This is a genomic window from Arachidicoccus sp. BS20 (assembly GCF_001659705.1).
Classification (GTDB): domain Bacteria; phylum Bacteroidota; class Bacteroidia; order Chitinophagales; family Chitinophagaceae; genus Arachidicoccus.
The window spans coordinates 510,090-525,388 of record NZ_CP015971.1; the positions used below are offsets into that span (position 1 = coordinate 510,090).

15 protein-coding genes are annotated in these 15,299 nt (G+C 37.7%); 1 reads left to right on the forward strand and 14 read right to left on the reverse strand.

The genetic code is table 11. The features are described 5' to 3' along the window. The first annotated feature begins 4 nt into the window (after positions 1–4). Positions 5–1,240 (forward strand): efflux RND transporter periplasmic adaptor subunit, encoded by a 1,236-nt coding sequence (locus tag A9P82_RS02380; protein WP_066203817.1) that lies wholly within the window; start codon positions 5–7, stop codon positions 1,238–1,240. A gap of 484 nt (positions 1,241–1,724) precedes the next feature. On the opposite strand, the gene A9P82_RS02385 is transcribed toward A9P82_RS02380, so the two are convergent. The 14 genes from A9P82_RS02385 to A9P82_RS02445 all read right to left on the reverse strand — a co-directional run bounded on the left by A9P82_RS02385 (position 1,725) and on the right by A9P82_RS02445 (position 15,277). Continuing rightward, entirely contained in the window at positions 1,725–2,939 is a 1,215-nt protein-coding gene (locus A9P82_RS02385) for a TlpA disulfide reductase family protein (RefSeq protein WP_197492216.1), read from the reverse strand. 446 nt (positions 2,940–3,385) lie between these two features. Then, the gene (locus A9P82_RS02390; RefSeq protein ID WP_066203823.1) at positions 3,386–3,778 is read right to left on the reverse strand and encodes a hypothetical protein; all 393 of its coding nucleotides are present in this window, start codon (positions 3,776–3,778) and stop codon (positions 3,386–3,388) included. 27 nt (positions 3,779–3,805) lie between these two features. Then, a complete protein-coding gene (locus A9P82_RS02395; RefSeq protein WP_066203827.1) occupies positions 3,806–4,267 on the reverse strand; it encodes a hypothetical protein in 462 nt (153 codons plus the stop codon). After that, on the reverse strand, positions 4,264–4,821 hold the full coding sequence (locus tag A9P82_RS02400) for a hypothetical protein (protein WP_066203829.1): 558 nt from the start codon (positions 4,819–4,821) through the stop codon (positions 4,264–4,266). The genes A9P82_RS02395 and A9P82_RS02400 overlap by 4 nt, the downstream gene beginning before the upstream one ends. A gap of 7 nt (positions 4,822–4,828) precedes the next feature. Continuing rightward, the gene (locus A9P82_RS15355; RefSeq protein WP_156522583.1) at positions 4,829–5,002 is read right to left on the reverse strand and encodes a hypothetical protein; all 174 of its coding nucleotides are present in this window, start codon (positions 5,000–5,002) and stop codon (positions 4,829–4,831) included. Between the two features lie 67 nt (positions 5,003–5,069). Further along, positions 5,070–6,209, reverse strand: a complete 1,140-nt coding sequence (locus A9P82_RS02405) for a TlpA disulfide reductase family protein (protein WP_066203832.1) — start codon at positions 6,207–6,209, stop codon at positions 5,070–5,072. 2 nt (positions 6,210–6,211) lie between these two features. Then, positions 6,212–6,781 (reverse strand): TlpA family protein disulfide reductase, encoded by a 570-nt coding sequence (locus tag A9P82_RS02410; protein WP_082915179.1) that lies wholly within the window; start codon positions 6,779–6,781, stop codon positions 6,212–6,214. 34 nt (positions 6,782–6,815) lie between these two features. After that, positions 6,816–7,556 (reverse strand): hypothetical protein, encoded by a 741-nt coding sequence (locus tag A9P82_RS02415; protein WP_156522584.1) that lies wholly within the window; start codon positions 7,554–7,556, stop codon positions 6,816–6,818. Positions 7,557–7,580: 24 nt separating this feature from the next. Beyond that, positions 7,581–9,398 (reverse strand): hypothetical protein, encoded by a 1,818-nt coding sequence (locus A9P82_RS02420; RefSeq protein ID WP_066203837.1) that lies wholly within the window; start codon positions 9,396–9,398, stop codon positions 7,581–7,583. 77 nt (positions 9,399–9,475) lie between these two features. Next, complete coding sequence (locus A9P82_RS02425) at positions 9,476–10,486, reverse strand: hypothetical protein (protein ID WP_231891190.1); 1,011 nt, start codon at positions 10,484–10,486, stop codon at positions 9,476–9,478. A 48-nt stretch (positions 10,487–10,534) separates the two neighbouring features. Then, positions 10,535–12,583, reverse strand: a complete 2,049-nt coding sequence (locus A9P82_RS02430) for a S41 family peptidase (protein WP_066203843.1) — start codon at positions 12,581–12,583, stop codon at positions 10,535–10,537. Between the two features lie 14 nt (positions 12,584–12,597). After that, positions 12,598–13,494 (reverse strand): S1 family peptidase, encoded by an 897-nt coding sequence (locus tag A9P82_RS02435; protein ID WP_197492217.1) that lies wholly within the window; start codon positions 13,492–13,494, stop codon positions 12,598–12,600. A gap of 73 nt (positions 13,495–13,567) precedes the next feature. Beyond that, complete coding sequence (locus A9P82_RS02440) at positions 13,568–13,975, reverse strand: TlpA family protein disulfide reductase (protein ID WP_197492218.1); 408 nt, start codon at positions 13,973–13,975, stop codon at positions 13,568–13,570. A gap of 150 nt (positions 13,976–14,125) precedes the next feature. Then, positions 14,126–15,277 carry a TlpA disulfide reductase family protein gene (locus tag A9P82_RS02445; RefSeq protein ID WP_066203852.1) on the reverse strand — a complete coding sequence of 384 codons (1,152 nt, stop codon included), beginning with the start codon at positions 15,275–15,277 and terminating at the stop codon, positions 14,126–14,128. Between the last annotated feature and the right edge of the window lie 22 nt (positions 15,278–15,299).

Below are 15,299 nucleotides of genomic sequence, written 5' to 3' on the forward strand. Positions count from 1 at the left end.
CGGTATGAATTTCTTTATAAAAAAATCAATCATCGTCTTAATACCATGCTCTATTCTTTTTGCGCTCGGTTCTTGCGGTCACAAAGAAAACAAAACGCAGGAAGCAACCAAGCCCGGGACAAAAGAAGTAGCTGAACCCGCTTTGGACGAAGCATCGGAAACAATAGTTATGCTTACGCCCGAACAAATAAAATCCATCAACCTGCAATTGGGCAAAGTGGAAAACAAAGAACTTAGGGCAACGATTAAAGCCAACGGCTTGCTGCGCGTTCCTAATGAGCATAAAGGCAAGGCCACTTCTCTGTTCAGTGGTGTAGTTAAAGCTCTAAATGTGCAGCTGGGCAGTTATGTGCGCAAAGGGCAGGTAATCGCCGTTATTACCAATCCGCAGTTCATTCAATTGCAGGAAGAATATTTGGCTACAGGCAGTAAAATAACTTTGGCGCAACAGGAACAGCAAAGGCAGAAAGAATTGAATGAAGGTAATGCAGGTGCATTGAAAAACCTGCAAAGCGCAACTGCAGATTTGAATGCGCTTCGCACAAGACGGGCATCGCTGCAACAACAGATCCAATTAATGGGCATTAATCCGACCACGTTGAACAATGAAAATATGCACGCGACACTCACGGTTACAAGCCCTGTCAGCGGGACCGTCAGCAATTTGTACGCACAGATCGGAAGTTATGTGGATGTTGCTTCACCTGTTGCCGAAATTGTGGACAACAGCGCGCTGCATTTGGATTTGAACGTGTATGAAAAAGATTTACCATTGATCAAACTGGGGCAAACCATCCATTTCACTTTGACCAATAATCCTACGCACGAATACGATGCAACAGTATTCAGTATTGGCGCAGCTTTTGAAAACGACAGCAAAACCATTCCCGTTCACTGCACCGTAAAAAGCGATAAAACGGGATTGATCGACGGTATGAACATTACGGGTATTGTAAGCCTGAACAAAGCTGTTACGCCTGCCGTTCCGGATAACGCGATTGTCAGTTCGGGCGGAAATAATTATGTCTTTATTGTGACCGATAAAAAAACAAAGGACACAGCAAACGAAGAAAAGGGCACTATGCGTTTTGAGAAAACAGAAGTGGTCAAAGGCATTTCCGAAATGGGTTACACTGCCGTAACCTTTGTAAAAGATATTCCCGCCAATGCACAGATTGTAACGAACGGCGCGTTCTTCATTAATGCCAAGCTGACGAACACAGATGAGGGAGATGAATAAAAATACGTTATCAATCCATTCTTTTTTTAAATAATTTTATTCAGTCCAATACCTTGTTTTTACAATGAGTTGCAGGAACACATTAACCAAGAATATCCAATTTTGGGAAGTCCATTTTAAGTTTTAAAATAATAAATGCCTTTTTATTGAGAACACATATTCTGATTTAGTGTGATATAGTTAACCCGGATTGAAAACGGTACTTTGAAAAATCCGGGTAATTAGACGCATCTGGAATATTTTTCTTTCAAAATATGTTTATAGAATTGATATATTTTGTAATAAACAGTAGAAAATAAATAAGCATCTGCATTCTTAACATAACAGTTTTTCTTATGCCAGATTTTCATAAATATTTCCTGCACTGTTATTGTTTAGAGATGCTTTTACATTGAAGCGTAAATGTCCCTAAAAAACATATAGGATTAATTGGATAAAATAGAATGGGAAAGTGTCGAAAGGATAACTATCATCCTCCTCGGCACTATCTCATAGCAGCACTAATCATTACCGACAATTCACTAAGTGACGATTCTATATTGCCATTGTACCCGGTTAATTTAAAACGTATATAGCCATTTTTATCAATAACAAATTTTGTGGGGACTCCTGTAATTTTATAATCATTAACGGCTTCGTATTGCTTGGAGGTTTTGTTTTGATTATCGAACAACACCTGAAAATCATAATGCTTGGCATTTAAGAAATTTTTTACAGCAGCCTGCGTATCATTGCCATACTCCCATGTATCAATAAATAGAAAAACTACATTTGTATCTTTTTTATATTTATCAATTGCTGCTTGCATTGCTGGGAAGGAAGCTTTACAAGGCACACACCATGTAGCCCAAAAGTCAAGTATCACGACTTTGCCCAAGAAATCATGTAGTGAAACTTCTTTTCCGTTTATATCTTTCATCTTAAAGTCCTGCGCTTTTTCTTTTGCTGTCGAATGGCTGAGACTGTCCAGGAATGCACGATGATATTTATCCAACAAGTTCGTATAATAAGCCGTAAATCCTGTACTGTCCTGCAAATGATGCAATGACATATAAGCTGTAGCCATTTTGGATTTCAGTACAATACTCTCGTTACCATTTTTAAGTAAGTGTCGATATACGTTCAGAGCTTCCTGAAACTTTCCGCCTTTAGCTGCGATATCGCCTTTCAAAAGCAACATACCGTTCACATTTTTTTCGGAACAGTAAGGAATGGCTTTATCAAGACAGTCTATTGCCATATTATATTGATGTTCGTCGGAATAAAGATTTGCCTGCAATATGGCTGCTGCTGCAACAATAGTGGGCGGCTGTAAACCGTCTTCTACATTCTCTGTATTTCGGCTCAAATAAGCAATTGCGGAATCTATTGCGCGGGAAGCATATTTTTCTGCCTGCACAAGATTGTGTACATTTTGGAAAGCCGTAGCCAGACGGAAATAGCAACTACATACGCTTATATTATGATTCAGCGAATCCATAAATCTTCCGGCTTGTTTTTCATTTCCCTCCCATGCATAAGTCATGGCGATAAAAGTTTTCAAATCGTTCAGCAAAAAGAGGTTACCGTATATGCTCTCCGGATATTTTTCGGTAAAAACCTTATATGCCGCTGCCTGTTCTTTGCCTGTATGATAACGGTATATTTCCTTTGAACTTGTCACAATTCCCGTTGTATCCGCTAAGGTTTGTGCCCGCAAACTTTTTGGCAAAAAAAAGGATGAAAAAAAGCATAAGAATAAGACATATACAGCCCGTTTTTTTTGTTGAATGAAAGTCATAATGATTATATATTACATTTATTGAATAGTGTTGTTAATTGATTTCAGACCCGTTGAAAATTTTAAAAAGCTTTTACCTCAATTAAGAAGTTATGTCAAAATTTAGAATTTTAAAACATCATCCGTGATTACCTGATTTAAAGAACGAAATATTCTTACAACATTTTCCACAAAGATTTCGTAATACAACTTGCTTCTGCCTGAAAAAGTTAATCTCTTTTTCTTTTAAAGTTTTTGTATAGTCGCACAAAACAAATTAATGTTATTACTACAGCTGCAATTACAAGTATTGTCCATAATATTATTCTCCAATCGAGGATATTTATATCCATATGATTAAATTTATTATTTACGTATGTTTAAACTTACCTCTTTCCTGCTTTCTCTCTCGCATTTTTGTAAACATCTTGCCTGCTGATATACGGCAATGTATAACGCTCATCAGTAAAGTAGTCATACCAATGCCAAAAGAACAGAGGATTAATACGGAAGTTGCGATACAGTGGAGTATTTAGCCATCCGTGGGGAAAAGTACCATACTTTTTTTTATAATCTTGTATCTTAAAATATTCAAGCTGCATTGGTTCCATGCCGTTTTCGGTAAAAAAAGAAGTAGTATCACCCTTACTTGTGCAATAACTGAAATATCCTAAATCCCTTTCCCCCATAACAATCAGGATATGCAGGGGCGGTACATTGGAAAGAATTATGATTACAACAAGAATCGACCAAATGCATATTTTTTTTCTTTTTGACATAAATATGCTCCGTTTATTTATATAAAATCATTTTTGAATCGTAAATGCTGTGGAATATATTTTTTTCATATTGATTCCCTTGATTATATCATCAACCCCACTCGTTCCATAATCGATTCTTATTCTGTATTTATAATTTGTCAAATCAATTTCGTTTGCCGGGTCTTTCAAGAGCTCCCCAAAACTCTTACTTAAATCTATGGTAATTCTTCTTTCAGAATTAGGAGCCAAAGAATATACTGCAACTAATTTTTGCATAGGATGTAAAAGATTAATATCAGAGTCAACCCATTTGGCGTTCTGAAACATTTCACAGACAACATGAAAACCTATTTTCCTATTCGACAAGTTTTTAATTGATAATTGTATTTTATCTTGGGCCGAGTAAGTATGTTTCAATTGAGAGGTTAAAAGAATTTTCTGTGCATTCACAAAAAATGTAAAGCAGAGAAAAAGCAATAAAAGAATTTGTTTTTCATTTTTTCTCATAACTGTAATGTAGTATCTTTTGTTTTAATATAATCAAACAACAGTGTATCGTTATCTGCATCTTTTGGATCAAACGAATAACCCAGAATGTGCATAATTCCGTCATTGTCTCTGGCAGGATAAAAGGTTACAGGTGTGGTATTAATTGAATCTTTGCCGATAGTCAACATGTTGCTATATTTTTTGCGTTTGACTATGATATTAAACAACAAACTCCAATTTCCACGATATAGGGAATCTTTATAAAAAGATTCATTCTGATCAAATTTATGATTCACATAATATCGCCCGAAGAAAATTTTATAATCGTCTTTCTCCGAACTGTGTATTACCAGAGAGTCATCCGTAATCCTTAGTAATACAATTTTATGTGGAGGAATATTCAACCTCGCAGTCCGAAAAGAATCCTGCAAAAGCTTATATGTTCCCAGCAGATCCTTATAGTTGACAGAATCCCTTATGATATGAGCGGAAGTACGCATTTCCATTCCGCCGCAACCGGCAAGCAGATAATTAAATAATATTCCTGTGAATAATATTGCTGTATTTTTCATTTATTTTTTACAAAATCAGAGTTTCATCCCTTAGTATTAATTGAAATTTTAATTTTTGATCATCTGTTGCAGGATGGGCTTTTAATGTTGAAGTCAAAATGGTTTTCTGCGCATTTACAACAATTGTAAAGCAAATAAAGATTGATAAAAGAATTTGTTTTTTATTTTTTAATATCGCCATTCTCTTCTCCTGTTTTTATAATCATAGCTTCATGAGAACATAGTTTTCCTGCATTGCATTACTACCATCAGGACTTAAACAAATTATAAAGTTTTTTTGCGAGTTCGTTACCGCGCAAGTTTTTTGCAATAATCTTTCCTTTCGGGTCGATAAGAAAATTGGCAGGAACAGACTTTATCTTATATAGTTGAGCTGCTTTATTTTTCCACCCCTGTAAATCAGAAACCTGAGTCCATTCCAAGCCGTCTTTTTTTATAGCGTTCAGCCAATTTTGTTTTGTGGTAAGTCCGCCGCCATCAAGGGAGACGCTTAGAATGGCAAAGTTTTCTCCTTTGTATTGATTGTATATTTTAACCAGATTCGGATTCTCTGCTCTGCAAGGCATACACCAGCTTGCCCAAAAATCGAGCAACACATATTTTCCTCGAAAGTCGCTTAATGATACTTTTTTGCCGGATATATCCGGTAAAGAAAAAACGGGAGCCTGAATGCCCGCAGCTGTTTTACGTATATCGGATAAAGTTTCATTATAATATTTCGCTTCTTTTGTGTCTCGTACCGAATCGCCAAGCTGATCGAACAGTGCAATCAGCCTCTTTGGATCATCGGTAGGATTTACGTATGTCTTTAGCGCTTCGAGTGCAATAATGGAATTTCTGTTGCCTGTGATATAAGCATCAATTACAGAATCGGTTTCTTTAGCATTTGCATAGTAAGCGTTTTGTAAGGAATCTGTCTGATTTGTATCTGCATTGTTCTTATTGGTAATTTCGATTGCCTGTTGCAACTTCATTTTTTTTATCAATAAAGGCGAAAGATTATCATGCAAGCTCTGTTCCTTATCATTTAGCGAGGTCCCGTTTACGCGGGCATATTTTATATCGTCTTTAGCAGCCAAATTAATCGTGCCGGGTTCCAACCAAATAACAGTATAGTCATTTACATTTACAGGTGCATGTGTTTCCGGATTTACATGTCTCAACTGTAAATATGCTTTTCCTGTTTGCGATACAGTTCCGTCAAACCTAAAACTATCATTTATTACAGATGTGGAATCTACTATCAATTGACCAGCGCTGCTATAAGACAAAAAAACTTTTTCGCCCGGGACGGCATTTTCTATTTTACCTCTTATCTCAAATTTTTTTTCCTGCGCAAAGACCATTGTGGGAACGGTAAATGCTATCCATAAATATTTTTTAAACATTATTATATTCCTTTTAGATTTTTTAAATAAGTTTCTGTTTTCGGATTGGACGGGCGTGTCATGTTTGCATTATAAACTTTACCGTCTTTGCCTATCAGTATAAAACGAGGAATAGCATTTACCTGAAATGCCTTCATAAAAGCCTGATCTACCAACAGCCAGTTGTTGTGCCCGTATAGATGATAACCGCCGATGGCGCTTAACCATTGCGGTACATTCTGATCGCAGGAAAGACTTATGAATACGATATTCTTCCCTTTTAAATCTTTTCGCAATTGCGCCAAATACGGATACTCTTTGATACACCAGGTACAATAGCTTGCCCAAATATCAATCATCACATATTTTCCTTTATAGCTTCTCAGGCTTACACTTTTTTTTGCTGTATCAACCATCGAGAAATCGGGAACCAAATCTCCGTTTTTCAGTTTCGTTGTATCAGTTCCGTGTTTCAATTCAATGCCGCCTGTCCTGTAAAGCAGCAATGCTTTTCGAAGTGCTGCACTGTCTTGCGCATGTGCATATATTACAATCAGCACAACGGATAACAGCGATAATGTTATTCTTTTCATTTCTGTTTGTTTTTATTGTTTTACGTTCTATAACTCACGACACCAAATCCATTTCCACCTTGGTAACCGGTTTGAATTTTGTCAATTCCTTCAAAATTTTCTTCAACACTTCGGGGCTTGCCGCATCGAGGTAAAGCTGCATACGCCCGTCTTCCGTTTCGGTAATTTTCCAATTGTGCAAACCCTGCAACGGTTTACCTTTCTTCTCGCCAAATTCCCGCGCATACGCCAATTTGTTGAAATCGGAGAGCGTTTTGTCGAGATGTGTTGAAACTTCTTCAAATATCTCTTTATCCGAGAGGGTTACATACACGTGCATGGAATATTCATAATCCCTTATCTCCAGCTCAAAAGGCAGCCTGCCGATGCGGAAGGGCGCAGCTTTCTTTGCCTGTGCAAGTTCCTCATGAAACTTTTCGGCATCTACCCCTTCGAGCCAGTATTCGAGATTATCCTCATCAAAATCTTCGTCACTGATGGAAATGGGTTCGCCTGATTTAGAGCGCCAGCAGAAACTGATTGGATGACCGATGCTATGGCTTTGCAAATGAAGATCAAGATTGATTCTTGATATTTCTCCCGGCTCGTAAAAATTTTTTGACCACGACCAGATAACGTTTATTTGCGGAGTAGGAGTTATATCGGCTTCCTGTTTAAGCAGCGCGGTAATCTTATTATCCATAAAATCATAAAACTTCTCGCCGAACGGCACCTTCGCCCGACAATTGAACATATCTATTATGTTCGGTATTTTAAGAAAAAATCTTTTTGCCATACAAATTGATTTAAGTAAAATAAATTATAATTTCCATGCTGCTCTTACTATTTTATATGCCACTTTAAAACAGGCTATATCATCGTAAAAACCCATTCCATCTGATAAGAAATCTTCTATCAGCGTTCCTACTACTATACCTACGCCTACGCCTACCGCCGCAGTTTTGATATAATTAACCATATCTTGATTGTTTGGATCCCGGAGAAATTCCGAGATAATCCTTTCATAATTATTCGGACTGATAATATTTTCAAGATGAGAAAGTCTTTCCACCAGTTTTTTAAATCGTTCGGCAACCGATTGCGGAACCGTTATCGGCAGCGTATTGGTATTTTTAGAAACGAGTTTATAACCAATTAAACCTGGTTTATAAAGTTCAGCTACAACATCCTGTGTAGGAGAATATGGAAGCGTAACGGTTGTGAATGTTGTCCCTAATGCCCATGTGCTTACGCCATGCAGGCTGGAAAGGCAGTATTGATTGGCTTTGGTAACATAGGTATTGGCTTCATTGATCCCCTTGGTCATTTCTGTTTGATTTTCGCCTGGTTTTATTTCAAAAATTTCGCCGGTATAAGGGTTCGCAATATCTGCCCTGCCATAATTATTGGGATTATTGCTGCTGCTTTCGGGTATCCAATATTCCCTTTCAGCATTAGGATGGAGCGTAAGATAATGTAACTCAATAATAGAATGCGCTATGATTCCCTGTCCAATTCCCGTCAAAAATATATTGCCCCACATATTTGGGCCGCCTTTACAGGTGTAATTTTGCATTATCATATCCGCGGCTTCGTCTTCTCTGTCAATTTGATTCCAAAGTGCCATATCGGAAGCCGTTAATTGATAATCGGTAAAATATATGTCCATGTCGCTTTCAAAAGGATCACCATCAGACAATATATTTCCAAGTTCATCGGGTATAGCGGTCTTTATTGCGGCATAATAGTCTGCAATATCAACCACAATCGAGTCGGTCATTTGTCCACAGTTTAAAGGGTGGGATGTTATATTTGGTGCCGTTGTTCCTTCAAGATAAAATCCCAATGAATATTCCCAAAAACGATTTATAAAATCCTGTTCATAAATGCTCATACCACTCCTATTCACAATAGTAGCGAAATAATCCAGCATATCTATATTACCCTCTTTAGCCGCGGCTATCAACTTAGTGTAAACACCATTGTAATGTTCGTCAAACCAATCGGTTAGTTCAACAGGTACGCAGCCTTCTGCCAGGTAATTGCCATCCGGATTGCCGGATTGAATAGACGCGATGATTTTTGGCGCAACCGTTTTATCGAACATTGCCGTATAATTACCGGGTATATATTTTTTTACGCTAAGTACACCTGTAGCCGTAACAGCCGTCTGCGTAGTATTACCGGTACTTTTACCTGAATTTATCTGTCCATATATTGCATACAGGGAATCCATCGTTTTACGATATTTGAGACTTGCATTTACAGTTTTGTATTTTCGCAGATACAGGCTGTCGAGATATACATCCATAAGGGAATCGGACAGCCCGATTCTTTGTTGCAATAATCCTTTGTAATACGCTTTAGCCCCATTTACCGACTTAATAATTGAAGCCAGGCTGTTTAGCGTTTGAGAAGAAGCGTTACCAGAATCTTTTAAACTCAAGCGAATGCTGTAAGGCATCCATCGACCATTATTGGCTTGCGCCCATTTGAAAAATAACAATTCGGAACTGTCTTTAAATGTGTAATTCCCAACTCTTATTACATGCAGTTCTTTTCTTGTACAAGAATATATAAAAATTGTAATTAGGGTAATCAGCACAACTGATAATAGCGATAATGTTATTCTTTTCATTTATATCGTTTTTAGTTCAATGTCAATCTGCTTATTTTTTAAAATAAGCATTTGACATTCAATACAACATTTTAAAATCAAGGATGCTGCATTATGCTGTCTGCATAGCGATCTTCACTGTCAATTTTATTCCATAATTTTTTATCTTCGGGTGTCAATTGATAGTCGGTAAAATATATGTCCGATTCACTTTGAAACAAATCTCTGTCTGTCAAAAAGTCCGAATGATTTGCGGCTTTTGATGCCTTATAATAATCGGAAATATCGGATAGAATCGAGTCCCTTATCTGTGAGCAGTTTAACGGTTTTGGAACAAATTCCTCCGGCGATATATAAACCGTATAGAAACCCAGGGAATGCATCATAAAGCGACGAATGAATTGCTGCAAATTATAACGAAGCGGATCATTGCGTACTTCTTCATCGTAATATCCCGACGGGTTATAATTTCGCCCACATATATAAAATACTACTCCATAATATTGTAGTCCGGGACGACTGTAATGATTGTCAAACCAATCGGTTAATGCAAAAGGAATACAACCCGTAGGAACAACATCATAAATTCCCAAACCTCTCTTTCTTAATTCAACAAAAATTTTCGGAACAATTGTTTCGGTAAAATATTTCGTTGAGCTACCTAATGTGTAACCGTTCAATTCTTTATTTTTCCCCGACGATATCTTCCTGTAAACGGCATACAAAGAATCCATCGTCTTACGGTATTTGAGGCTTTCTTTTACAGCCTTGTATTTGCGGATATACATACTGTCAAGATAAGCACTCGTAAGAGAATCGGACAGCCGAAGCCTTCGTTTAAGAAGGTTTTTATAATAGGCTTTTGCTTCATTAACGACCTTTATTCTCGAAGCAAGATTGTTTAAAATACCAAGTCTCTTTCCATTTTCAAAAGACAGCCTTATACAATAGGGCATCCATTTGCCGTTATTAGCCTGTGCCCATTTAAGGAATAAAAATTCAGAACTGTCTTTAAATAAAGAATATTTATTGCCAGTCGCATTAATCTCTCTTCCTGAAGTGAAAGAATATATTGTCGTTGTAATTGCCAGAACGAAAAATATGCTCACAAGAAATGTAACCCTTTTCATATATTTATTTGATACAGCATCTAAAAATTATTCTTGAAAAAGCACCGATTTTGCATCAAAAATTTCCCTACTTGTACTTATTTTTTTTATCCAGTCTTTATACCAGTCTTTATCCTGATAATCCCCTAAAGGAATGACTTTCATTACAGCACTACCTTTTAAGGTTTCCAAAGAATCAAGCTTGTTCAACCTTTCCGTTTTGACTTTATATTGCTGTTTTATAAAATCAAAATCTGTTCGTTGAATAATTGGTTTTGCAGCCTCTTCTGCTATAGCATTGATTTGAATCATTTCAGAATCATTTCTGTAATCAAATTTCTTCGCACGTGATTCAACAGCCGCCGTTTCCGCAGGATAAAGTTGGTAATCGGCACGCGCAACAGAATCTGATTTCAAAGCATAGGGCTGGTCTTTTTCTCTGAGCGGGAAATAATTATAAACATCCGGCAGAAATACATCCGGCGTAATTCCGATACGCTGTGTAGTGGCGCCGTTTATCCTGTAAAATTTTTCGAAAGTGAGTTTGAGCGCTCCGTATTGCGGCTCTCCATTGACAGGAATACCCAAAGGCAATTGCCGCTGTACGGTTCCTTTTCCGTAAGTATTTGTTCCTATAACAATGGCTCTTTTATAGTCCTGCATAGCTGCCGTAAATATTTCGGATGCGGAAGCGCTTTGTGCGTTTACCATAATTGCCAGCGGTCCTTTATATAGAACGGAAGAATCCTCATCTGAAAGAATGGATACGTTTCCTTTGCTGTCGCGTACCTGTACAACCGGGCCGGAAGGAATAAAATAGCCGGCAATTTTAATGGCGTCGGAGAGCGATCCGCCGCCGTTGTTTCGCAAATCAATCAACAAGGCATCGATATGTGCACCGGTTAAATATGTAAGTTGTTTTTTTACGTCGTCGGCACTTTTGGCTCCGTTTTTATTATTGAAATCGTTGTAAAATTCCGGCAGGTATAAGATACCGATTTTCTTTCCGTTCTTTTGTTCAATTACGGCGCTTCTGGCAGCACCTTGCTCTACATTCACTTTTTCTCGTTTTAGCAATACATCGTGTACGTTTCCGGTATTGGCATCTTTAATTCTTATTCTTACAAAGGTACCTTCGGCTCCGCGTATTTTATCGACAACATCTTGCAGGCCGAGCCCGGCAACATCTGTCCAGCTTCCGGCAGTCCCCTGACCTATCGCCAATATAATACTCCCGTTTGCAACTTTACCGCTTTTCCAGGCAGCCATACCGCTCATGACCGATTTTATTACAATATCCATTTGGTCGTTAAATCCGAGTTGGGCACCTATGCCGTAAAAGGCATTGCTCATCATTTGATCAAATTTTCGTTTGTCCACAGGCGGCTGGTATTCCGTGTGCGGATCGCAGATGGCACAAAGTATGTTGACGTATTTTGCAAAAAACTCTTTCTCGTTAAATGCCGTCGTATTTTCCGTAAGCCAATGATTGTATTTTTTGCTTATGGATGATTTTGCTTTTTCGCTTCTTTCGACCGGAGAAGGATAGCCTTTTTGCAAATCGGCCAACTTGGTTAAATACTCATAAGTTAATAACAGATTGCGACGCTCATCTCTTTCAACGGTATTTCCGGTCCAAGACAAAGAATCGGGATTTACAATCTTTTTGTTTTGTTTGATTGGGTTCCAGTCTACCGGATTTTTGAAAAACGGAAAATTTTTCAATTCAGCTATTCTTTTTAAATACAGACTTCTTGCCGCAACATAAAAATTAAGCGGATTGCCGTTATTAATATCGTCATCAACAACCAATCTGTATTTTTCCAAAGAATCTATATCGCTCTGTAAAAAGATGTCTTTTTCCGGATCGAGCTTCGCAATAAAGCCGTCAAAAATTTCTTTGGATAATGTATCATTTACGGGAGGCGGCGCGTAGTCTGCTTTCTCGATGATGTTTACAAGCGCTTCGTATAAATATTTCTCGCTTGTGCGAACAGAATCGGATAAATCGGTTGAGGTATTTATTTTATTTGTTTGAGACCAAAGAGGGGTATTTAGCAATAAAAAAATTGCCGCACACCCTATTGTTTTCTTCATGCTTATTTCTTTTTTTAATTATTCTTTGCTTCTATTTTACGGATGAGTTTTTTAATAGAAGAAACCGGAATCACATTTTTAATGACCATTTGCGATTGAGGATGTCCGGTATTATTTTGTTCAATTACATAAGTGCTGGAAACTATTCCGGTTACATTTCCTTTATCATTTAATATTGGGCTGCCACTTGAACCTACTGCAAAATCTGCCGTTATTACCATTGTATTTCTGTGAGCAATACCGTTATCTCCGGGCATGGCAATGGTATTGATATATTTGTTGGAAACGATACCTTTTGTAAAATTGAAAAACAAACCTTCGGGATTGCCCAATACATAAACATCGTCGCCGACAGATGCATCGCTTACAGCCAATTTAAGAAAAGGAAATTTTTCCCCGCTGCTTTTCAACTGTATAATGGCAATATCATCTTCGGGCGAAACAGCCAGTACCGATTTTAATTCATGCGTTTCGCCGTCGCCGGTTCTTACAAGAAAAACGCCTTTACCGCCAAATGTTTTAGAATGCGCATAAGCATACAGCACATGAAAATTAGTAACGCATATTCCGTCAGGAGTAATAACAAATGCTGTTGCCGGATTCATCGCTGCTTCGTGTAAAGGACTCGGTTTCGTACACATGGCAGCGACTCCGACAGCGTATAGTGCGCGTTTATACACCTCTGTAGCGCTAAGTGTCTTTTTTCTACTCGATGAAGTTTTATACAATACAATTTGCCGACTCGTTTTTTTGTCCTTCAGATAATTCTCCATGTCTTTCGGCGTAAAGATTTTTGCCTGAGAAGAGAGAATCGAATCTGCCAGCCTTTTCAAAGGCTGGACGATTTCTTTTTCAGCAGCTGTATATTGCGCTTTTGTATGAAAACAAAATGAGAAAAAAACACTAACCATACATAGCTTAATAACTATGCTTTTTGCATATAAGTTGTACATAATAAATCTGCTTCTAATTCAAATGAGAGCATTAAATACCCTTCAATTGCAGAAGAATTTTTTTTGTTTCCGGATCAGATGCTTTGGGCATATTTCCGTTCAAAAGCTTTCCGTTCTTATCAATTAAAAAATATCGTGGTATTGTGGCGATTTTCAAATCCTGCATAAACTTCATATCGCCGTTAATGAAAAATTGAATGCCGGTTCTCTTAGACCAATACAGTTGGTTATACCAGCGTTGCCTTTGTCGATCACAGGAGATTTGAACAAATGCGATATTTTTCCCTTTAAATTCCTGCTTTAAAGAATCGAGCGACGGAAATTCATTAATACACGGAATACACCACGACGCCCACATATCCACCAAAATATATTTTCCTTTAAATTCCTTCAACGTATGGGTATTGCCAGATGTGTCAGCAAAAACATACTTTGTCATATCCCAACCTTTTGGTATTGTGTTCGCAGATAAAGAATCTTTTGATTGTGCTTGAAGGACATTTCCTGTCAGCAATAGGCAAATTGCAAAAATGCCAAGAAACATATATTTGATTCTTTTCCCAATTATTTTTATCTTCATAGTAATATCTTAAGCTCCCAAATACTTCTTCAATGCATTTTTAAGGTCGTCTCCACGCAGGTTTTTGGCGATGATTTTTCCTTCGGGATTAATTAGGAAATTCATCGGAATAGAAGTAACCATATATTGCTTTGCTACGGTGCTGTTCCAGCCCATCAAATCGGATAATTGCGGCCAAGTCATTCCTTCATGCTCAATTGCATTCTCCCATTTTTCTTTGGCATTGCCCGAACCTCCGTCAAGAGATATGCCTAATATCTGAAAGTTTTTGCTTTTGAATTGTTTATATGCTTCAACTACATTCGGCATTTCACGCAGACAAGGTCCGCACCAGCTTGCCCAAAAATCGACTAACACGTATTTGCCTCTATAGTCGGAAAGTCGATGTTCTGTGCCTGCTGTATCTTTCAAAACAAAATCGGGTGCAAGCGAATTAATATCGACCTTTGCAACCGCATCCATTATTCTTTTGTAAATTAAAGCATTCGGAGATGCCTTTAAGCTATCACTCAAGTAGCCGTAGAATTTTTGGGCGTCAGTCAAATCGTCTGTAGGAAGCACCCAACTTTTCATGAGGTCAATACTCGCCAATGCATCCGGATGTGTTTTTACATATTCGCCTACTGCTACAGTTCTCTCTTTTACCATTTGATTATAATCGCCAATGATGGATTGGCTTTTTAATGAATCCTTCTCCGCTTCTGCAAGACGTTTTTTAATATCTGCTTCGGCGTGCTTGTACTTTCTCATTAGAGGGCGTGCCTCTTGTACGGCGTCATTGTTAAATGTTCCGCTTACAACAACATCTTCCGGATGTTTATCATTTACATTAACCTTTATATGCCCGTTTTCCAAATAAATACCTATTTGGTCTTTGGGTAGTGACATATGTTCATCTATATAATGCTTCAGTGTTTTACCATCGGGAAGCACCACAAGAAATCCCAGCCCAACCGCAGGCAAATCTCCTTTAAAATCAAACTTACCTTCAACGACTTTACTTGAATCGTGTTTTAATATACCGGTACCGGGAATTTGATAATACATATGTACGGTTAGATCTTTTGGAACAGGATATACAGTGCCATCGATAAAATATTTTTGCTGCGCATTTGCGGTTATGACAAAAGCTGTAAAAAACAGAAAAAAAACATGTTTCATTGATAATAAAATTTGTGATTGA

Bases quoted from the DNA above. Each gene is read 5' to 3' on its own strand.
- A9P82_RS15355 (WP_156522583.1), bottom strand. From the start codon at position 5,002: ATGGCGATATTAAAAAATAAAAAACAAATTCTTTTATCAATCTTTATT.
- A9P82_RS02440 (WP_197492218.1), bottom strand. From the start codon at position 13,975: ATGACAAAGTATGTTTTTGCTGACACATCTGGCAATACCCATACGTTG.
- A9P82_RS02410 (WP_082915179.1), bottom strand. From the start codon at position 6,781: ATGAAAAGAATAACATTATCGCTGTTATCCGTTGTGCTGATTGTAATA.
- A9P82_RS02435 (WP_197492217.1), bottom strand. From the start codon at position 13,494: ATGGTTAGTGTTTTTTTCTCATTTTGTTTTCATACAAAAGCGCAATAT.
- A9P82_RS02430 (WP_066203843.1), bottom strand. From the start codon at position 12,583: ATGAAGAAAACAATAGGGTGTGCGGCAATTTTTTTATTGCTAAATACC.
- A9P82_RS02390 (WP_066203823.1), bottom strand. From the start codon at position 3,778: ATGTCAAAAAGAAAAAAAATATGCATTTGGTCGATTCTTGTTGTAATC.
- A9P82_RS02395 (WP_066203827.1), bottom strand. From the start codon at position 4,267: ATGAGAAAAAATGAAAAACAAATTCTTTTATTGCTTTTTCTCTGCTTT.
- A9P82_RS02420 (WP_066203837.1), bottom strand. From the start codon at position 9,398: ATGAAAAGAATAACATTATCGCTATTATCAGTTGTGCTGATTACCCTA.
- A9P82_RS02400 (WP_066203829.1), bottom strand. From the start codon at position 4,821: ATGAAAAATACAGCAATATTATTCACAGGAATATTATTTAATTATCTG.
- A9P82_RS02415 (WP_156522584.1), bottom strand. From the start codon at position 7,556: ATGGCAAAAAGATTTTTTCTTAAAATACCGAACATAATAGATATGTTC.
- A9P82_RS02405 (WP_066203832.1), bottom strand. From the start codon at position 6,209: ATGTTTAAAAAATATTTATGGATAGCATTTACCGTTCCCACAATGGTC.
- A9P82_RS02380 (WP_066203817.1), top strand. From the start codon at position 5: ATGAATTTCTTTATAAAAAAATCAATCATCGTCTTAATACCATGCTCT.
- A9P82_RS02445 (WP_066203852.1), bottom strand. From the start codon at position 15,277: ATGAAACATGTTTTTTTTCTGTTTTTTACAGCTTTTGTCATAACCGCA.